This is a genomic window from Pseudomonas sp., from assembly GCF_040514055.1.
GTDB lineage: Bacteria > Pseudomonadota > Gammaproteobacteria > Pseudomonadales > Pseudomonadaceae > Aquipseudomonas.
This window is the reverse complement of record NZ_JBEVDL010000061.1, coordinates 23,053-42,158: the sequence shown is the minus strand read 5'-3', so window position 1 is coordinate 42,158 and position 19,106 is coordinate 23,053. Positions and strand designations below refer to the sequence as shown.

Annotated in this window: 15 protein-coding genes and 2 tRNA genes; 2 read left to right on the top strand and 15 right to left on the bottom strand. The window is 64.6% G+C overall.

The genetic code is table 11. From position 1 onward, the window contains the following. Positions 1 to 179: 179 nt before the first annotated feature. The 13 genes from ABWY06_RS14205 to ABWY06_RS14145 form a co-directional block, all read right to left on the bottom strand. A complete protein-coding gene (locus ABWY06_RS14205; protein WP_353926205.1) occupies positions 180 to 1,013 on the bottom strand; it encodes a hypothetical protein in 834 nt (277 codons plus the stop codon). Positions 1,014 to 1,343: 330 nt separating this feature from the next. Further along, positions 1,344 to 1,420: transfer RNA gene (locus tag ABWY06_RS14200), tRNA-Asp, on the bottom strand. A 39-nt stretch (positions 1,421 to 1,459) separates the two neighbouring features. Continuing rightward, positions 1,460 to 1,535, bottom strand: a tRNA-Val gene (locus ABWY06_RS14195). Positions 1,536 to 1,644: 109 nt separating this feature from the next. Beyond that, positions 1,645 to 2,160: a type II secretion system protein M gene (locus ABWY06_RS14190; protein ID WP_353926209.1), complete on the bottom strand. Its 516-nt coding sequence runs from the start codon at positions 2,158 to 2,160 to the stop codon at positions 1,645 to 1,647. 11 nt (positions 2,161 to 2,171) lie between these two features. After that, complete coding sequence (gene gspL / locus ABWY06_RS14185; RefSeq protein ID WP_353926204.1) at positions 2,172 to 3,314, bottom strand: type II secretion system protein GspL; 1,143 nt, start codon at positions 3,312 to 3,314, stop codon at positions 2,172 to 2,174. 5 nt (positions 3,315 to 3,319) lie between these two features. Next, positions 3,320 to 4,507 carry a type II secretion system minor pseudopilin GspK gene (gspK, locus tag ABWY06_RS14180; RefSeq protein ID WP_353926203.1) on the bottom strand — a complete coding sequence of 396 codons (1,188 nt, stop codon included), beginning with the start codon at positions 4,505 to 4,507 and terminating at the stop codon, positions 3,320 to 3,322. Next, positions 4,504 to 5,277, bottom strand: coding sequence for a type II secretion system minor pseudopilin GspJ (gene gspJ, locus ABWY06_RS14175; protein WP_353926202.1), 774 nt, complete (start codon positions 5,275 to 5,277; stop codon positions 4,504 to 4,506). The genes gspK and gspJ overlap by 4 nt, the downstream gene beginning before the upstream one ends. An 11-nt stretch (positions 5,278 to 5,288) precedes the next feature. Then, positions 5,289 to 5,687: a type II secretion system minor pseudopilin GspI gene (gene gspI, locus ABWY06_RS14170; RefSeq protein WP_353926201.1), complete on the bottom strand. Its 399-nt coding sequence runs from the start codon at positions 5,685 to 5,687 to the stop codon at positions 5,289 to 5,291. Continuing rightward, complete coding sequence (gene gspH, locus ABWY06_RS14165; protein WP_353926200.1) at positions 5,684 to 6,253, bottom strand: type II secretion system minor pseudopilin GspH; 570 nt, start codon at positions 6,251 to 6,253, stop codon at positions 5,684 to 5,686. The genes gspI and gspH overlap by 4 nt, the downstream gene beginning before the upstream one ends. A gap of 6 nt (positions 6,254 to 6,259) precedes the next feature. Continuing rightward, the gene (gspG, locus tag ABWY06_RS14160; protein ID WP_353926199.1) at positions 6,260 to 6,685 is read right to left on the bottom strand and encodes a type II secretion system major pseudopilin GspG; all 426 of its coding nucleotides are present in this window, start codon (positions 6,683 to 6,685) and stop codon (positions 6,260 to 6,262) included. Positions 6,686 to 6,689: 4 nt separating this feature from the next. Then, entirely contained in the window at positions 6,690 to 7,904 is a 1,215-nt protein-coding gene (gene xcpS, locus ABWY06_RS14155) for a GspF family T2SS innner membrane protein variant XcpS (protein ID WP_353926198.1), read from the bottom strand. Positions 7,905 to 7,906: 2 nt separating this feature from the next. Continuing rightward, complete coding sequence (gene gspE / locus ABWY06_RS14150) at positions 7,907 to 9,403, bottom strand: type II secretion system ATPase GspE (RefSeq protein WP_502948203.1); 1,497 nt, start codon at positions 9,401 to 9,403, stop codon at positions 7,907 to 7,909. 335 nt (positions 9,404 to 9,738) lie between these two features. Next, complete coding sequence (locus ABWY06_RS14145) at positions 9,739 to 12,201, bottom strand: collagenase (RefSeq protein WP_353926196.1); 2,463 nt, start codon at positions 12,199 to 12,201, stop codon at positions 9,739 to 9,741. A gap of 337 nt (positions 12,202 to 12,538) precedes the next feature. Between ABWY06_RS14145 and ABWY06_RS14140 the strand changes: the two genes are divergently transcribed. Further along, entirely contained in the window at positions 12,539 to 13,156 is a 618-nt protein-coding gene (locus ABWY06_RS14140) for a type II secretion system protein N (protein WP_353926195.1), read from the top strand. Continuing rightward, entirely contained in the window at positions 13,153 to 15,582 is a 2,430-nt protein-coding gene (gene gspD, locus ABWY06_RS14135; RefSeq protein WP_502948201.1) for a type II secretion system secretin GspD, read from the top strand. The genes ABWY06_RS14140 and gspD overlap by 4 nt, the downstream gene beginning before the upstream one ends. Before the next feature lie 530 nt (positions 15,583 to 16,112). On the opposite strand, the gene mep72 is transcribed toward gspD, so the two are convergent. Both mep72 and bamI read right to left on the bottom strand, forming a co-directional pair. Continuing rightward, on the bottom strand, positions 16,113 to 17,936 hold the full coding sequence (gene mep72 / locus ABWY06_RS14130; protein WP_353926194.1) for a biofilm-associated metzincin protease Mep72: 1,824 nt from the start codon (positions 17,934 to 17,936) through the stop codon (positions 16,113 to 16,115). A gap of 87 nt (positions 17,937 to 18,023) precedes the next feature. After that, positions 18,024 to 18,692: a biofilm-associated metzincin protease inhibitor BamI gene (bamI, locus tag ABWY06_RS14125; RefSeq protein ID WP_353926193.1), complete on the bottom strand. Its 669-nt coding sequence runs from the start codon at positions 18,690 to 18,692 to the stop codon at positions 18,024 to 18,026. Positions 18,693 to 19,106 lie beyond the last annotated feature (414 nt).

Sequence of the window (19,106 nt, the reverse complement as noted above, 5' to 3'; positions counted from 1 at the left end):
TTTTCAATATCGCCGGGTATTAATTTTTTTTTTGTACCTACAAAAAACAACAAAAAAAAAAAAAAAAAAAAAAAAAAACGAAGAGCGCCTTTAAAGGCTCCGCCTGCATTTTCCATGTCCACTTCAAGTTCCGACCCAATACTTCAAACCGTCGGCGCACAGATGCACGAAAGGAGCGCCTAATCGGATACCTGCTCCCCGTACGCAGCGAAATTCAATTTTGACGGCCCGCACCAGAACAGCCGTGGCCAATCGACCAGATACAAGGCATAGCGCCTGGTAAAATTGTCAATATCCTCTGCAATCGCATCCACATCCGACGCCTGGGTTCGAGCGAGGTTAAGGGCGGTGATATGGCCCTGCTGGTTTATCTGTCCCCAGAGCAGCCAACCGGACGTGGTTTGCAGCGCAAAACCACCGACGATGGTCACTGCAGCATTATTAAATGCCACCCCGGAAAACCTCCTGGAAACCGCGAAACTTTCCTCGAGCACAGCAAGCCCTATCGTCGCCCGCGCCAGTGGCGATACTATTTTTTGCCTGAGGTGCATTGTCTTGAACGCAGACCCTACCCGCTGTTCCTCGCAAACGCTGTGGACACCGGCAAGCTCTTCATGAATAAGCGATTCGTTCACCTGCTCCAGGAACTCGCACTGCCTCCAGTCATCTTCGTGCAGCACCGCTACGCCTTCCAAACTGTCGGCATGCTCGACAGTGGCTATCTCGTTATTGAGCGTGGGCAAGCTGTACAGCAGCTCCTGCGGATCCATTTGGGTAACCGTCCGCCTGGCCAAATACAGACTCAATTTGCCACTTAGTTTAAATTGTCTTTTTTCAAACGGATCCGCACCCAGGACCAACCAGTCCTCATTATTCAGGTGCAGAACCGTATCGACTGCAAAGGTATCAGGCAGCCGCTCAACAGGCACAGTGGACACTGCAAAGGGGGCATCACCCTGCTCCTCAAAAAACCTGACCTCTACCACCCCATTGTCCTTGCCGAATCCGAACATAGAAACTCCATTCGCCACTCAACCTGCTCGCTTTGGCCAGGCACCCTTTGTACCGCTAGCCATACCGCCACGCAAACGACTGTACAAGAAGGTGAGCGTGCTGGCGCAGTGATTCTTACCCCAGCCCGTACGGGCGAAGGCGCTGCGCAGGTACACACAGAAGCCCGTGCGCGCCAAGCCCTAGTGCGGGGGAACGAGCTCACGTCCTTGGCGTCAGGCGTCGTCAGGAAGTAGAGGCAGGGGGGCGTGAATTTCAGGCACAAAAAAAGCGACCCTAAGGTCGCTTTTTTTGTAGCTTCCGACCTTCGAGCGGTCTGATGGAAGCGAATATGGCGCAGCGGACGGGACTCGAACCCGCGACCCCCGGCGTGACAGGCCGGTATTCTAACCGACTGAACTACCGCTGCGCGTCGGTGGACTTTCGTCCGGTATTGCATTCACAAGAGTGGTGGGTGATGACGGGATCGAACCGCCGACCCTCTGCTTGTAAGGCAGATGCTCTCCCAGCTGAGCTAATCACCCGACTGCTTGTGAGGCGCGCAATTTACCCGCCACCCACCGCTAAGTCAATACACCACAAGGATTTTTTTCAAAATAACGGTCACAGTGGGTCCCTCCTGGAGCCGCCGCATCACTGCGCCGCGGTCTTCAGCGTTACCCGGGCGTCGACCAGCCCTTCTCCGGCGCGGTCCAGGTTGACCTCACCGAGGATGACCCCCTGGGCCTCCAGCTCGGTAAAACAGCGCAGCAGCGCCTCGAACGGCGCCTTGGCCAGGCTGACCAGCAGGCCATCACCGTCGCTGTCGAAACGCTCGACCACCAGGCCGTGCTGCTGGGCATTTTGCGTGACCAGGCCTTGCAGTTGTTCGGGTGCCAGGTTGACCGCTGGCCGGGCCACCTGCTGACGCACCTGGTCGGCGTTCTGCAACAGGTAGGCGTTGAGCTCACGCTGCTCCTGGTAGTAGGTGCGGGCACTTTTCAGCTCGCGGCTGACCGGCTGCCAGACCACCAGGTACAGCAACGCCAACAGCACAAAAGCTGCCATCACCACCAACAGGACCCGCTCACGGGGCGCCAGTTGCTGCCAGCGGCTCCAGAGCGGCGAAGCGCCGGCCCGGGAAGCCAGTTGCTGCTTGAAATTCATCAGGGCCTGCATGGTTATCCTCCTATCACGACACGGGCGGTGACACCGTTTTCTTCACGGTTGGCCGAGCCCAGCTGGACCGCCATACCCGCGTCGCTCAACCGTTGACGCAGCTGTTCCAGCGCAGCGAAGTCCGCCGCCCGCACCTGCAGTGCCAGGTCACCGCGGGTCTGGCTGTAGTCCAGCTGCTCCACCGACAGGCCGGGCTCGCCGCCCAGCACGCTGGACGTCTGGTTCAACAAGGGCAGGAACCCCCCGACCCCACCGCCGTTGCCCTGGGCCAGGTGCTCGGCGAACTGGGCGCGCAGATTGACGATGCGGGTGTCCTGGGGGAACAGCTCCTGGTACAGCGCACGACTGGCGGCGGCGTAGGCATCGGCCTGACGCTCCAGGTACCAGCTCTGCCCCAGGTTGAAGCCCAATTGCAACAGCGCCCACAACCCGGCCACCGCCAACAGCGGTTTCCAGGGGCCGGCGCCACTGCTGGGAGCCTTGACCGCGAAATCGCCCTGGGCCAGGTTCACCGCCTTGGCCCGTCCCTGCGCCAGCCAACGGTAGGGGTCTTCCAGGCACTGGTAGTCGTCGATGCCGGTCGGCGCCTGCGGCGCCTGGCCATGCACCTGCAGCGCCCCGGGGAAATGCCCCAGCACGCTGGGCCAGGCGTCCGCCGCGAAGGCCAGCCGCGCCTCGTCGGCGCCGCCGAGCAACGCGCGGTCCTCGAGCAGCAACAGCTGGCTGTGCTCGCGAGGCAACAGGTCGGCATCCAGGTAGATAGTCAGGACCGTCAGGCCGGCCGCTTGCAACTGCTTGAGCCAAGCCGACAGAAGGCTGCGGCGCAGGGCGATGACCCGATAACGGCCATCGGCCATGCGTTCGCCCAGGGCCAGGTGAGTCTGCTCGACATCCTCGGCCAGCAATTCCTCGACCGCGAAGGGCAGCGCCTGGCGCAGCCAGCGTTCCTTCTGGGTCGGCAGGCTGACGGCAAAGGCGCTGCAGGCCTCGGCGGGCACCACCAGGGACAAAGGCCGGTCCTGACTGGCCTCGACACAGTCCTCCAGGGCCAACCACGCCCCGTCGCCCTCGCTGGGCAGCCAATAGAAGCGCGTGCGCGCATCGAACTCGGCGCCACCCGTGGGTGGCAGAAACAGGCAATCCATCATGGTTATCCTTTATCGTCTCGAGCGGCCGCCGGTGTCAGACGCACCGACTGGCCCAGATTGCGCTGCAATACCCGCACCGAGGCCGCACGGCCATCGCGGCTGGCGGCCTGGCGTTGCAGGGTGCTGACCAGCACCTGGCGGCGGTCGCCGACCCGGACTTCGCTGATCACCTGAAAATACTGGCTGCTGACGCCCAGGCCCTCGTCCCCGCTGCCGCCGCCACTGCCATCCCCACCGCCCGGGGCGGTGCCCAGCCCATCATCGGGCGCCAGGCCGTCTCCGGTCGGCGTCGAGGGTGGGGTCGCGCCTCCGCCGGGGATTCTGCTTTTAAATTCCTGGACGGTGCGGTAGCCCGCTGGCGGCCGCCCCTGCACCAGGGCCTGGGCCCTGGCCGGATCGAGGCCGTCGACGTAGCTGGCCAGCACCATGGCGCTGGCGGTGTTGATATTCAACTTGGCATCGGCCGGCAGCACGGCGACATAGGGCAGCAGGCGCCGGTAGTCCTCGTCTTTCATGCCCAGCAGCAGGCGCAGCTCGGACACATCCTCCAGGCGCCGATTGCCGGCGCGGTACGGTGGATCGGCCAACAGGTATTCGTTGTCTTCGGCGCCGTTGTCGCCAGTACGTTCGGGCTGGGTGTCCAGCCAGTCGATCAGGCGGTCGGCATAGCCGTTGTTTTTGATTTCCAGAAAGGTCAGCAGACGTTCGAAACGTACCTTGGCCTTACCATTGGCCTTGGCACCACCCGGGTTGTCCGGATCGATCTGCGGCTGCCCAGCGGCGCGCGTCTTTACCAGGCTGTTAAGGTTAAAGCGCCCCGAGAGGTCCTCGATGCGCACGGTGATCGCCCCTTCGTCGATGGGGAAGGTCGGCAGGGGTTTGGCCCAGGCTTCCTGCAGGTGGTCGACCTGGGCACCCAGCCCGCCTGTGACGCCACCGCCCGCCTCGTCCGCCGAGCCCTCGCTGTCGCTGCCGCCGGCACTGGGCGTTTTCAGGTCGCGGGTCAGGATGCCCTGGGCCAGTGCTTCGCCGCCCAGGGCGTACTGATAGGCCTGGCGCGCCTGGGCCTGGTTGGACGAGGCGCGAATGGCCAGCTGCTGGCGAGCGATCAGCCCGGCGCAAACCACGGTGACGATTGCCACCACCAGCAATACGGTGATCAGGGCCACGCCCCGCTGCCGCCCGTTCACAGACCCTCCCGGGGCGGCTGTTCCGGCGGCGGGGTGTCAGTTTCGCCATCCGCGGGAGGCGGGGTTTCCCCGTCCTCGCCCCCCCCCGGCGTTGGCGCGGCCTCGGCGGGACCGTCCGGCAGGCGCAGCAGGCGCACGATCTTGCCATAGCGCTGGTGCTCCAGCGTCACTTCCACGGCCTGGGGCAACAATGGTTTCTGCTCGCCGCCGCTGCCGTCGCTGTTGCCTGGACTGTTGCCGCCCTCGGGCGGCCAGTCGTTGAGCCAGGTGTTCTCTTTATCCATATAGCGCACGGTCAATGCGCTGACCCCGGTCAGCACCTTCTGCACCCGCGGCTGGCTGTCGACCGCCTGGTCCAGCACCACCCAGTAGACCCGCTCCAGGGTTTCCCCGGACAAGCGCCAACGCACCCGCTGCAGCTGCGAACGGGTGATCCCGGTGGGGTTGCGCCAACCACTGCGGGTCAGCTCGAAGGCGGCACCGCCTTCCAGCGCCTCGCTTTCCCCGAGAAAGGCCTGGCGCGGCTCGGCATAACCGTCGCGGATCGGCCGCGCCACCACCTGCAGCAGGTCGCGCTCCAAGGTCCAGACCGCTCGCGCCACTTCCCGCAACACTTGCTCCTGGTTACGGGTGGCCTCGTCGGTGCGCAGCACGCTGTCGAGCATGCGGTAGGTGCCCAAGCCCAGCAGGGCGAAAATGGAGATGGCGATCAGCAACTCGAGCAAGGTAAAGCCGCGACTGGCCCGGGCCTGCGCAACCAGGGGCGCCATGCGCAGGGTCCTCATTCGCGCACCATCAGAAAGCCGGTGAGGCTCAGCACCGCGCGCTCGCGCACCGGCGCGCTGTCGCCGCGCGTGGGCCGCAGCGCCACCCACAGGGTGACGCGACGCAAGGCGGGGTCACTGGTGGCCTCGACCTGGCTTTCGGTTTCCCAGCGCCGCCCGGCGAACTCCAGTTCCTGGGTGTCACGCCCTTCGCTGGCCGTCGGCCGCGCCAGCTGCAATTCGGTGATGCGGTTGTCGGCCATCCAGCCGGCCAGGGTTTTTTCTTCCAGGCGCGCCGCGTTGCTCAGGCTGCGCGCGGCGGCGGTCAGCACCACCGCGGCGACGGTGGCGAAGATGCCCAGTGCCACCAGCACTTCCAGCAGGGTAAAACCGCGCGCGGCGGCCCGCCGTTTCATCGCTGGTCCTTGGGCACTTCGGCCTTGGGCAACTGGAAGCCATCGCTGGCCAGTTCGAAGGCACTGCCCTTGGGCAGCCGCTCGCTCAGGCGCAGGCGAAAGGGCGACAGCTCGCCACTGGAGAGGATCAGCAACTGCGGCTCCAAAAGGGTCTTCTGTTGTTTCTTTTCGTCGGACGCGGCCGTGTTCAGACCGGGCTCGTCATCGTTCTTTTTCACCGGCACGGCCAGCTTCAGCGGTTGCCCGTCGAGTTCCAGTTCCAGGCGCGCCCAGGCCGGCACCTTGTGCTCGGGCTGGTCGTTGAACGGTGCCCAGCTGTTGTTCAGCTCGTCGTAGCTGAGCACCCGGTAGCCCTCGGCACGGATCAACAAGCCGTACTCGCGGTTTTCCAGCACCGCTTCGTCGGTCAGCAGGCCGATCACGGCGGCCAGCTGCTGGGCTTCTTCCCGCAGCTCGCGGGAGGTGCTGGCACTGCCGGTGGAAAACACGGCCAGACTGATCAGGCAGCCGAGGATCACCATGACCACCAGCAGCTCGATCAAGGTGAAACCGCGCATCCGTTGCATGGAGGCTTACTGGTCCCAGTTGCCGATATCGGCATCCAGGTCGGCCCCGCCTTCCTTGCCATCGGCACCGAAGGAGTACAGGTCGAACGGTCCCTTGCTGCCCGGCGAAAGGAATTGATAGGCATTGCCCCAGGGATCCAGCGGCAGCTTTTTCAAGTAGCCGTCGCGGTTCCAGTTCTTCGGCTGCGGGTTGCCACTGGGCTTCTGCACCAAGGCATCGAGGCCTTGCTGGGTGCTCGGGTAAGCGAAGTTGTCCAGCTTGTACATGTCCAGCGCCGCGCCCACCGCGCGGATATCGCCCTTGGCCACGGTCACCTTGGCCTGATCCGGCCGGCTCATCACCTGCGGCACGACCAGGGCCGCGAGAATGCCCAGGATCACCACCACCACCATGATTTCGATCAGCGTAAAACCTGCCTGACGTTGCTTCACTTGTTTACCCCACCAATTGGTTAAGAGACAGAATCGGCAGCAGGATGGCCAAGACTATGACCAGCACCACCGCCCCCATAAAGACCAGCATAAAGGGCTCGAACAACCCGACCAGCAGCGCCACCTGGGCACCCAGGTCGTTTTCCTGATTGCGTGCCGTGCGCGCCAGCATTTGATCCAGTTCACCGGATTTTTCTCCGCTGGCGATCATGTGCAGCATCATCGGCGGAAATTCCTGGGTGGCGTCCAGGGCACGGGTCAGGCTGCTACCCTCGCGCACCTTCTGCGACGCTTCGATGACCTTGTCGCGAATGCGCAGGTTGGCGATCACCGCCGCGGAAATGCCCAAGGCCTCCACCAACGGCACGCCGCTGCGGTTGAGGATCGCCAGGGTCGAAGCAAAGCGTGCGGTGTTGGTGGCCCGTGCCAGCCCGCCCACCAGCGGCACGCGCAGGACAAAACTGTGCCACAGGCGCAGGCGCTTTTCGTCGCGTAGCGCCAGGCGCAAGCCCATGACGCCGGCGATGCCACCCAGCACCATCAGCCAGCCCCAGTTCTTCACCACGTCGCTGGTGGCGATCAGGCCGCGGGTCAGGGCCGGCAGCTCCTGGCCGGTGTTGACGAACACCTTGACCACGTCCGGCACCACGTAGCCCAGCAGGAAACCGACGATGGTCAGGGAGGCGACCATCAGGATCACCGGGTACAGCAGGGCCAGCTGGATTTTCTGGCGCGATTGCTGACGCTGGTCGGTGTAGTCGGCCAGCTGGTCGAGCACCAGGCCCAGGTGCCCGGCATGCTCACCGGCCGCCACGGTGGCCCGGTACAGGTCGGGAAACGCCGAGGGATACTCCTTGAGCGCCGCGGCCAGGCTGTGGCCTTCCATGACCCGCGCCCGCACGGCCAATAGCATGGACTTGATCTTCTGCGAGGTGGATTGCGCGGCGGCGGCGCGCAGCGCCTCTTCGATCGGCAACGCCGCCTGCACCAGGGTCGCCAGTTGCCGGGTGACCAACGCCAGGTCGCGGGCGGACAAGCCCTGGCCGAAACTGAAGCCGCCGGCGCCTTTCTCCTCGCGAGCCTTGGCCTGTTTGACCTCCAGCGGCGACCAGTGCTTGTCACGTAGCAACTGGCGTGCCAGGCGGGCGCTGTCGGCCTCGATCAGGCCCTTGCGCTGATGCCCACCGGCATCCAGCGCGACGTATTCGAAGGCGGCCATGCTTATTCTTCCCGGGTCACGCGCAGCACTTCTTCCAGGGTGGTCGCCCCTTCCAGCACTTTGCGCATGCCGTCATCGCGGATGCTCGGCCCCAGCTGGCGCGCTTGGCGCGTCATCTCCTGCTCCGAAGCACGGTTATGGATCAGGGAGCGCAGCGCGTCGTTGAACACCACCAGTTCGTAGATACCGGTACGGCCGCGGTAGCCCAGGCTGCGGCACTCCTCGCAGCCGATGGCGTGGTAGAGGGTCGGCGGTGGGCTCTGCGGCGCGATGCCCAGCAGCGCGCACTCTGCCGCATCGGCCAGGTAGGGTTGTTTGCAGGCCGAGCACAGCACCCGCACCAGCCGCTGGGCCAGCACGCCGAGCAGCGAGGAGGACAGCAGAAACGGCTCGATGCCCATGTCCACCAGGCGGGTCACCGCGCCGATGGCGCTGTTGGTGTGCAGCGTCGACAGCACCAGGTGACCGGTGAGCGAGGCCTGCACGGCGATTTCCGCGGTTTCCTGGTCGCGGATCTCACCGACCATCACCACGTCCGGGTCCTGGCGCAGGATCGCGCGCAGGCCGCGGGCGAAGGTCATGTCGACCTTGGTGTTGACCTGGGTCTGGCCGATGCCTTCCAGGTGATACTCGATGGGATCTTCGACCGTAAGGATATTGCGCGTGCGGTCGTTCAGGGTCACCAGGCTGGCATACAGGGTGGTGGTCTTACCCGACCCGGTAGGCCCGGTGACCAGGATGATGCCGTGGGGCTTCTTGACCGTTTCCTGCATCAGACCGCGATCGCGGGCGCTCATGCCCAGGTGGGTCAAGGTCAGGCGGCCGGCCTGTTTGTCGAGCAAACGCAGCACCACCCGCTCGCCATTGGCCGACGGCAGGGTCGAGACCCGCACATCGACCTCACGGCCACCGACCCGCAGGGAGATACGCCCGTCCTGGGGAACCCGTTTTTCGGCGATATCCAGCTTGGCCATGACCTTGATCCGCGAAACCAGCAGGGCCGCCAGCTCGCGCTTGGGCTGCACCACCTCGCGCAGGATGCCGTCGATGCGAAAGCGGATCACCAGGCGCTTTTCGAAGGTCTCGACATGGATATCGGAGGCGTTTTCCTTGATCGCCTCGCCGAGGATGGCGTTGATCAGGCGGATGATCGGTGCGTCGTCCTCCTGCTCCAGCAAGTCTTCGGTTTCATGGATCTGGTCGGCCAGGCTGGCCAGGTCCATGTCGTTGCCCAGGCCCTCGACCATCAGCATGGCGGCAGACGAGTCGTGCTGATAGGTCAGGCTCAGCGCCTGCTCAAAGGCCTCGACGGCCAGCCAGCTGACGGGCAGCAGGCTACCGGAGAAACGCTGGGCTTCCTGCACCGCGGTCAACGACGCGCCTTCCCGCGCGCACAGCTGCAGCTGGCCGAGGTGCTCGCGCACCAGCACACCATGGCGTTTGGCAAAGGCAAAGGGCACGCGACGCAGCCCCGGAGGCTCGGCTAACACGACGTCCATTTCGTTCAGTTCGGCAGAAGACATGGGCTTGGATCCGCAACAGCGATAAAGAAAACACCGGTAAACATGGCACCAGGGCCGGGCCACATACTAACCGCGAACGCCGCAGGCGGGGCACCTCGGGTTCTCAAAACCTATTCATAATTTTTATCATCGACCTGCGCCGTACCGGCGGCGGCGATGACCCTTCAGTGGAACAGGATCCGCCGACCGGCACCCCTAACTAAGGCATAAAAAACTTGGTTTTATTCTGAAATGCAATGGATTGGCCCGGCACCGACAGCGCCGACCGGCGCTCGGAACGTCGTCGAACGCGCCGTCCCGAGCCCCTCCTCTCAGCGCTGTGGCGGACGCGCCAGGCTCAAGCCCGGGTCCTGGCGGCGCTGCTCGGCACTGGCATGCCTCAGCTCCTGGGTCTGGCTGGCACTGTGATGCCGCTGCAGCGGGCTACGCGGACGCGCCAGCCAGTCCGCGATCAACTGGTCGCGCCAGCCCGGGTACGCCCGACCATGGGCTGCCTGCAGGTCGTCCAGTGCGGCGCTGTAACCGGCCAGGTCGTTGCCGCGCAGGTGCCGGGCCAAGGCCAGCTCACGGGACGGATCACGCTCGTGCAGGTAGCGGTGCAGGCTGTAGGACCAGTGGTAGACCATGCTGCTGCCGCTGTCATAGGACAGCCGCACGATCGACAGCAGGCTGGGCCGCTGACCCTGCGGAACTGCACTGATATCGTCCAGCCCGCGCGGGAAGTCCGTGCCCCAGGCCAGGTACTCCGCCAGGCCTTCCGCCCACCAGGTGGTGCGATCGAGCGGGTAATGCGCGAAGGGCCCGTACTGGTTGAAGCGCCCGTCCAGGTAATGCACGTACTCATGGCGCAGGTTCCACACCTGCCAGGTCGGCGTTTCGCGCACATAGGCGAAAAAACGCGCCTGATTGCCCAAACGGCTGGGATCGCCTTCCATATAGATGCCGCCATTGTCGGTGCTGATGCCATAGAGCAGGCCGCCGAACTTGCGGTAGTGCTCGGGACTGGCAAAGATCACCAGCTCCAGGCGCTCGTTATGGTCGTCGGCCACCGGTTGCCAATCCGTCTGCAGGAGCCGGTGAAAATCCTGTTCCTGCTGGCCCAGGCTGCTGCAGATGGCCTCCAGGCGCGCCGCCGGCAAGCCAAAGCTGCGAATACCCAGGGTCGGTCCGCAGCTGTGGGTCTGCGGCAGCACGCTGCCGATCTCGAACTTATGGCAATAGCCATTGAACGGGCCGCTGCAGGCGCTCTCCGGGTCGGCACGGTAGGCGTATTCGACGTAGTACTGGCGGAAATTGCTTTTGAGCTCCAGGTCATCCAGGCGTCCCTGACCCAGGTGCGCGTCGATCACGCGCAACGCATTACGGTCGGCCTGGGCACGCCAGGCCCCGTCGCCCAAGGGGGCCAGCTTGCCGAGGGCCTCGATGGCGTTGAACACGATAAAGCCGTCCTTGTCGCGCCACAGTGCGTTACGCCCGCTGCCCAGTTGACCGATGGCATCGAGCAGGGCCGGCGTGGCGGCCACCGCCTGGCGCAGTTCGCCCTGGACATACCCCAAGCGATCGAACAGGTTCAGCGTCTCGAACACCGCATCGCCATAACTGGCAGCCTGGCTCAGTTGCTCGGCAGCATCCAGGCTTTGCACCAGCTGCAGCACCCGCGGCAAATGACGCACGATGCGTCCACCCACGTCCGGGGCTTGCAGCAAACCGCCCAGGGCGACTACGTAGCCTTCGATCACGGCCCCCGCGGCCGGCTGGTAGACCAGCAACTGCTCCATCAGGGCTACCCGGAAGAGGGCCTGTTCGGTCATCAGCTGTTGTACCGGACTGGTCCGGCCCAGGCCGTGGTAATAGTTGTAGGCCCGCAGGAAATACAACAACCGGTCCAGGTCCGGGTCCTGCAACGCCTGCTGGCGCGCCAGAAAATCGATGGCGGCCAGTACCGCTTCCAGGCGTCCTGCCTTGCGGTGGTCGAAATCCTCAACGAAAAACTCGCTCTCCAGCACTTCGGTGACCAGCGGCGAGAAATCCGCCTTGCTGCCCAGGTTGGGGTCCAGCGGCGGATCGGCAGGCGGCTCCATACCCAGGCCGTCGGCATGCAGGCTCAGTTGCACCCGGGCGATACTCGAATGGGCGCTGGCATCGCGCACCCGATAGGCGAAGCTGTCGCTCGCGTTTTCATTGCGGTACGCCCGGTAGCGGTACTGGCCGGTACCTGCATCCAGGTCCAGCCGGCCCAGGCGTGGCCAATCGATGATCGAATAGGTCAGCCGGTCGCCGTCGGCGTCCCGCCCCGCCAACTGGCCGACCTGCTCCACGCGGGCATCGATGGCCTGCTGCCCCCCCGCCGCCACGGGCGCGCGATTGCCCGCACTGCCGTCGGCGGGCAGCAAGCGCAGGCTCACCCGAGCGACCCCGGACCAGCCCTGGCCGTCGGTGGCACGGTATTCGAAAACGTCCTCGGCTGCCGTGGCGCCCGCCGTGGGCCGGTAGTCGAAACGGCCCGTGTTCCAGTTCAGGTCGATGCGCCCAAAGCGCGGCGCACGGGTGATGGCGAAAGTAATGTGATCGCTCTCGGCGTCACGGGCCCAGAGCCAACTGCTGTGCGGCTGGCCAGCGGCGATCTGCTCGCTGTGGCCGCGGACCTCGGGGGCCTGGTTGGCTTGGTTGGCTTGGTTGGCTTGGTTGGCTTGGGCCAGCGTTAGGCCACAAGGGGCCAGGGCAACGACCAGCGCGCAGGACAACCAGGGGCGTAGCGGGGAAAATGGAGACATGTGCGATACCTCGAATGTGGCGTCGCGCCGTACTCTAGTCGTGGTTTCTACTCAGCTTGCCCAGCAGCGGCATTTTTTAGCACTGATGTACCAGATTACTGCCGAACGGTCACGGGCCACCGCCGCTACCGGCTCGATCCGGCACTCGGCGTGCTCACCCGCCTCATCTGATGGCAAAAAGCCTTATTTATTCTTTGACTGCCTTAACACTTCCACTGCCCGGACAAGCACAGGCCAGATTCAGCGGGTATGCTGCGCACGCGTTGTACGCTGGTGCCACTGGGCCCGCGTGAGCTCGCCGCCCCCTTCATTGAATCTTTCGTACTGGAGCTCAGCCGTGCCAGCCACCGTTAGCCTGCACACGCAGCGTCTGCAGCAGCAAGCGGCCATCGCCCTGTTTTTTCTGGCGGTACTGGCCATGAGCTTGAGCCTGGCGTGGCAAGCGTCCCAAGCCATCGCCCTGGTCAACGCGGCGCCCCAGGAAGCGCCGGCGCCTCAGGCGCCCGTAGTACCAGTACCGACCAGCCCGTACCTGAGTTACCTGTTTGGCAATCCAGCCGCGGTGGCCCAGGGCCAGGTCACACCGGACACCGACCTGCAATTGAGCCTGCTGGCCAGTTTCGTCAACCCTCAAGCGGAGCAGTCCGCCGCCCTGATCGCGGCCTTGGGCAGCAAGGCCAGACGGGTCACGGTCGGCGCTGAAATCAGCCCCGGGGTGAGCCTGCAAGCCGTGCACAAGGACCATGTGCTGTTGCTGCGCGACGGCCACGAAGAACGCCTGCAATTCACTCGCGCGAGTCGACCGGCCACCTTCGTCAGCACGGCCGAAGCCAACCATACGCTGGCCGACGACGCGGCCGCGGCAGCACATTGGCAGTCCACGCCCTCCTCCTTTGCCTTGACGGGAGCCACCCAGACCGGGACGTCGGCCACCGACACACCGAGAACACCATGATGCAGTTGCCTTTCGCAATACCGACCCGCCTGTGCCTCGCGCTGCTGCTGGCCATCGCCAGCCTTCCCGTGGCGCCCCCTTACGTGCAGGCCGCCGCGCCGGTGGCCACGGCGCCGCAACAGGAAGAACGCTGGACCATCAATATGAAGGACGCCGATATCGGTGACTTTATCGAACAGGTGTCGAGCATCAGCGGCCAGACCTTTGTCGTCGACCCGCGGGTCAAGGGCCAGGTCAACGTGGTGTCGCAAGCGTCGCTGAGTCTGTCGGAGGTGTACCAGCTGTTCCTCTCCGTCATGGCCACCCATGGGTTTTCGGTGATCCCCCAGGGTGACCAGGCGCGTATCGTGCCCAACGCCGATGCCAAGTCCGAGGGCGCCACAGGTGGCCCGCGAACCGGACCCGATGCGCTGGAAACCCGCCTGATCCAGGTGCAGCACAACGCCGTTACCGAACTGATCCCGCTGATTCGACCTCTGGTACCGCAATACGGCCACCTGGCCGCCGTGGTCTCGGCCAATGCCCTGATCATCAGTGACCGCAGCGCCAATATCGAACGCATCGAAACCATCCTGCGCCAGCTGGACCAGGCCAGCCAGGACGATTACAGCGTTTACGACATGAAACATGCCTGGGTGCAGGACGCCGCGGAGGCGCTGAACCACACCCTTAGCCGCGGCCAGGCCCAGGGGGCCACCAGCAGCACCCAGGTGATTGCCGACAGCCGCACCAACCGGCTGATCCTGCTGGGGCCGGCCGACGCCCGCAATAAACTGATGAAACTGGCGCAATCGCTGGACATTCCTTCGTCGCGCTCGGCCAATACCCGGGTCATCCGCCTGCGCTACAACGACGCCAAAGCCCTGGCCGAAACCCTCAGCGAGGTCAGCGAGACGATCCAGGCCGCCGACGGTGAAAAGGCCGGCGGCAAACCCCGGCAACTGATGATCCGCGCCGACGAAAGCCTCAATGCCCTGGTATTGATGGCTGACCCGGAGACGGTCAACCTGCTGGAGGACATCATTCGCCAGCTCGACGTGCCCCGCGCGCAAGTACTGGTGGAAGCCGCCATCGTCGAGATCTCCGGCGATATCAACGATGCCCTCGGCGTGCAGTGGGCGGTCGACGCCACCGGCTCCAGCGGCGGCGTCGCCGGGGTCAACTTCGGCAATACCGGCCTGTCGGTCGGCACCCTGCTGACCGCCCTGCAGGACGAAAAGGTACCGACCAACCTGCCCAACGGCGCGATCATCGGCATCGGCAACGGCAATTTCGGCGCGCTGATCACCGCCCTGTCGAGCAACAGCAAGAACAACCTGCTGTCCACGCCCAGCTTGCTGACCCTGGACAATCAGAAAGCGGAAATCCTGGTGGGGCAAAACGTGCCCTTCCAGACTGGCTCCTACAGCACCGATGCCGCCGGGGCCAGCAACCCCTTCAACACCATCGAACGCAAGGACATCGGGGTCAGCCTGAAGGTCACGCCGCATATCAACGAAGGCGCCACCCTGCGCCTGGAAATCGAGCAGGAGATCTCTTCCCTGGCCCCGACCGCCGCCACCAGCGCGGCCTCCAAGGCGGTGGACCTGGTCACCAACAAACGCTCGATCAAAAGCACCATCCTCGCTGACAACGGCCAGGTCATAGTGCTCGGCGGCCTGATCCAGGACGACGTCAGCAGCAGCGACAGCAAGGTGCCGCTGCTGGGGGACATTCCGTTCCTGGGCCGGCTGTTCCGCTCCACCCAGGACACCAAGGTCAAACGCAACCTGATGGTGTTCCTGCGACCCACCGTGGTGCGCGATGCCAATGGCATGCACGCCCTCAGCCAGCGCAAGTTCAACGATATCCGCGTGCTCGGCCAACCCGATCCGGACCTGCCCAACAGCCTGCCCGAAACACCGGGTCAGCTGTTCGACTCACAGCAGGTACCGGTGGCGGGCATCGACTTGCGTGCCGCGCCCACCCAACTGGCCACTGCCACCCCGGAGCCGGCATTCGTCCCGGCACCCGCGGTGCCGGCGGCGCCCCCGGCCGTGCAGGTGCATGCCGCGCCGAGCAAGACCCTGATCGAAAAACCCAAGCCGGTGCCCGCCGAGCAACTGGGCAATGGCCAGGGCGGCGAGGATCCGGCCGTGGCGCCGCTCCTGCTGGCCTCTGCCCCGACGGTCGCCGCCCCTGCGGCGCCCGCTGTCCGCCACAGCATCCGCCTGGTCGATGGCAGCAGCGAAGCCTTTATGCAAGCGTTGATCAGTCGCAATCCGCAGCACTCCCTGCGCCTGCTACGCGGCGAAAAAGACGGCCAGCCCTGGTTCACCCTGGTGTTTGGCGACTTCGTCGACAAACAGGCGGCCCAGCAAGCCCTGACGCAGCTGCCGGCCGAATTGCCGCAACGCACCGCCAGCGTGATCCCCCAGTCGCGATAACCGCGGGCCTTGCCCTCACCCCAAACCCTCTCCCGGAGGGAGAGGGGGCAGTTTGCGTTGGGCCTGAGTCCCTGAGGATCCAGACCCTCACTGCTGGCTCCCTTTCCCAGACGAGGCGGCTTTGTCCCCTCTCCCTGGGGAGAGGGCCAAGGTGAGGGGGCTCTTCGCGATCGCCCTGCACCACCCTCACCCCAACCCTCTCCCAAAGGGAGAGGGTGCAGACTGTGGCGGGCCTGAGGCCAGGACAATCCAGACCCTTACCCTCGCCCCCCCCTCCCGGACAAACTGTTTTGTTCCCTCCCCCTGAGGAGAGGGGGCAGTTTGCGTTGGACCTGAGTCCCTGAGGATCCAGACCCTCATTACTGGCCCCTGTACCCAGACGAGGCGACTTTGTTCCCTCTCCTTGGGAAGAGGGCCAGGGTGAGGGGCCGCTCACAGTTTCCCCAGGCACAAAAAAACCGGCAACGCCTCAAGGCGTTGCCGGTTTCAGGCGAGCGGCTCACCCCTGGCGGGGCAGCCCCAGGGCGCGGCTACTGCTTGCTGAAGGCCACGTTGTCGATAAACAACGATTGCGCACGCTGGTTGCCCAGGATCAACAGATCGACACGCTTGAGGGTACCGGTTGGCAACTGCACGTCGGCCTGCAGGTTGACCCAGGTACCGCCCTGCACCGTGCGCTGGCCCAGTGACAGGTAACGACCGGGGCTGCCGGCAGTTTCCACATAGAGGTAGGCGTAAACCAGGCCACTGACGCGGTTGTCACGGCCCAGGGCCACGTCGGCGTTCATGCGATAACGCTGACCCGCGGTAACATTGCCCACCAGGCTGGTGGTCACACCGCTGCCGTCGTAGACCCGGTTGTAGCTTTCCAGTGCCTGACGACCGCCACGGGCGAAGCTGCTGGGACGCACGCTGCCATGCATACCCGCCCAGCCGGCGATGCCATTCTCGAAATCAGACATCACCCGGGTCGGCACCGGGGGAACCGGCGGTACGGTCGGCGGCGTGGCGGTCACTTCGGTCAGGCTCAGCTCATCCGCCAGCAGGCTGCTGCCGCTGTCGCTCCACACCGCGACATACAGGGTGCGGGTATCGGCGGCCGGCTTGAAGGTGAAGCTTTTTTCCAGACGGCTGAATTCATTGCCGGTCACCGACAGGCTGACCGTCTGATCGGCGGCATAGGCAAAACCACCGGTGCTGCTTTCCGTCAGAATCGCCAGGCGCACATTCTCGCGACTGCCCTTGGCTTTCAGCATCACCTTGCCGCTGAGACGGTACTGCGCACCGCTTCTCAGGCCCGAGACCGGTGTGGCCAGCAGGTCGAACCCGCGGCTGTCCAGTTGCACGGCGTTATCCCGACAGGCCGTGGCGACGTTGACCAGGCTCAAATCGGCCTGATTGAACAGCGCACGCCAACCGTCCAGGGTCTTGAATTCGCCATTGGCCAGCAAGCCGCCCGCCGCCGTCTTGGCACACCAAGGCAGGGTCGGTGTGACCGGCGGGATCACCGGCGGGGTGGTGCCGGGCGTGTTCGGGTTGCTGGTATCGGGCACCTTGGTCGCGCGGAAACCGGCAATTTGCACCGCCATGCTGTTCAACGCACGGACCGCGTCGGCCCGTCCATTCATGCCGCACGGTTGATTAGAGCACTCGGCATTCACCAGTTTGGGACTGGAAAAGAACGGTGCCTGGGTGCGCGCGTTAAACACGTGCGGGTAGGCCATGATGGTGCTGAACTGGCCGTTGACGCCGTAACCGCGGCTCCACTCGTGGGTGCCACTGTGACCGCCACCGCTGCCATAGCCTTCCTGCTGGTCCTGCTCGTAGGAGTGGCGCAGGCCCATGTTGTGCCCCGCCTCGTGAGCGAAGGTATTCAGCCCACAGTCGACGCCGACCAGGTTGTAGGGCACGTCTTTGGCCCAGCTGTAGAAGCGATCGGTGTTCTTGTCGCCCGAGCCCATGTAGCCGATGCCACAGGTGATGTAGCCATTGCCGGCGTCGGCCGCCAGGTTGATCAGGCTAACCACGTCCGCACCGTACTGCTCACGCAGGCGCTGCACCTGGGTATCGCTCTTGAAGCGGTCCAGGTTGCTGTCGGTCACGTCCGGGTACTGGGCCCAGTTCAGCAGCTGCTTGTGCACCAGACGCAGACGCAAGTCGACGCCACTCTTGGCATAGGCGGTGTTGGCATATTCGATGTAGCTGGCAATCCGCGCATCGATGTCCTTGCCACTGCGATTGGCCGTTGCGCCCTGGGTGTAGAGCACCATGATATCGACGGTCTGCGGGGCGGCCTGGACGGCCTGACTGGCCAGACCGAGTGTCAGGCCGGTGAGCAAAAGGGTGTTACGCATGGGGTCACCTTGAATAATGAAGCAAAACGGGCCTGACAGCCCTCACACGGGGTGGGGCCGAGGCAAAAGTCGTTAATGAAGTGGGGGTCAGCCCGGAATCGGCGGCCGCGGCTGTTCGCCGTCCTGGAAATTCACGGTGTCGCCATGGGGGTTGGCCCGCGCGGCCAGGTCGTTTTCATCGGTAATCACCGCCTTGCCGGTCTGGTTATCGACGATCACCGAGTAGCTGCCTTGCAGGGTCGCTACGGTCAGGTGAGTCTCGATCGCACCGCGTACCACGGTCAGGGTCTCCGCCGGGTCGCCGTCGATCAGCGACCCTTGCCAAATGGCCACACCGTCACCGTTGCGGGTTTCACCCAGCCGCGCGCGCAGCGGTTGACTGCGGCCAGGCAAAGCCAATTCGAGGGTCTGACCGACATTCAAGTCGTGCAACGCCTCGGGTTGCAGCGTCGCATAGTGCACCGCCACACCATCTTCCGTGCCTTCACTGAGCTGGTCGTCACGCCACAGGCTGACCTCGGCCGCGGGCGTCGCAGCCGCCACCGGCGCTGGCTGCAATCCCTGGCTGACGGGGACCTTGGCGGGGCTTGGCATGGCCACGGCGGGCGCTACCACTGGCTGGTTCAGCACCGGCGGGGTCGGCGCCGCGGCCGTTGCCGGGGCGACGACGGGCGCCGATATCGACGGCAACAGCACAAACCCGACGACCGCACCGGTCAGGGCAACCGCGCCGCCCATCCACCAAAGCTTGGACATAACATCTCCTCATTGCCGGCATGATTGCCGCGTTTCAATCAGCCCGCAGTGTAGGGAGCGGCCCTGGGAATTTCGCTGCGCAGGTCACATTTGCGCGGCCTGGCCAGGGGGCTGAGCGGCTTTGTATGCAATAAGGCGAGCGACGTCACACAATGCACGCCAGTCCAAAGTTCGGGGTCGGTCCGAACCACCGATAACTTGCATGAAACGACAATCAGGCATACTCGGGGCCGCTGGCAGGCCCCAGGCCAGACGCGCTGCGCAAGGGCGCCGTGGATAACGACCGTTTGGCGGTTAGTTACCGGTAGACGAAGGCGTGGCGTGGACCCGGATGACCTGAAGGGCCCGTGCTGAACCCTGCCCGTGGCGCTGAATAACCCAGAAACGAACCATCTAGACAGGTTGCGGCCGGCT

Excerpts from the sequence above, each read along its gene's own strand:
- gspH (WP_353926200.1), bottom strand. The coding sequence starts at position 6,253 with ATGCAACGGATGCGCGGTTTCACCTTGATCGAGCTGCTGGTGGTCATG.
- gspJ (WP_353926202.1), bottom strand. The coding sequence starts at position 5,277 with ATGGCGCCCCTGGTTGCGCAGGCCCGGGCCAGTCGCGGCTTTACCTTG.
- gspL (WP_353926204.1), bottom strand. The coding sequence starts at position 3,314 with ATGGATTGCCTGTTTCTGCCACCCACGGGTGGCGCCGAGTTCGATGCG.
- gspE (WP_502948203.1), bottom strand. The coding sequence starts at position 9,403 with ATGGACGTCGTGTTAGCCGAGCCTCCGGGGCTGCGTCGCGTGCCCTTT.
- xcpS (WP_353926198.1), bottom strand. The coding sequence starts at position 7,904 with ATGGCCGCCTTCGAATACGTCGCGCTGGATGCCGGTGGGCATCAGCGC.
- ABWY06_RS14145 (WP_353926196.1), bottom strand. The coding sequence starts at position 12,201 with ATGTCTCCATTTTCCCCGCTACGCCCCTGGTTGTCCTGCGCGCTGGTC.
- gspD (WP_502948201.1), top strand. The coding sequence starts at position 13,153 with ATGATGCAGTTGCCTTTCGCAATACCGACCCGCCTGTGCCTCGCGCTG.
- gspI (WP_353926201.1), bottom strand. The coding sequence starts at position 5,687 with ATGAAACGGCGGGCCGCCGCGCGCGGTTTTACCCTGCTGGAAGTGCTG.
- ABWY06_RS14205 (WP_353926205.1), bottom strand. The coding sequence starts at position 1,013 with ATGTTCGGATTCGGCAAGGACAATGGGGTGGTAGAGGTCAGGTTTTTT.
- mep72 (WP_353926194.1), bottom strand. The coding sequence starts at position 17,936 with ATGCGTAACACCCTTTTGCTCACCGGCCTGACACTCGGTCTGGCCAGT.
- bamI (WP_353926193.1), bottom strand. The coding sequence starts at position 18,692 with ATGTCCAAGCTTTGGTGGATGGGCGGCGCGGTTGCCCTGACCGGTGCG.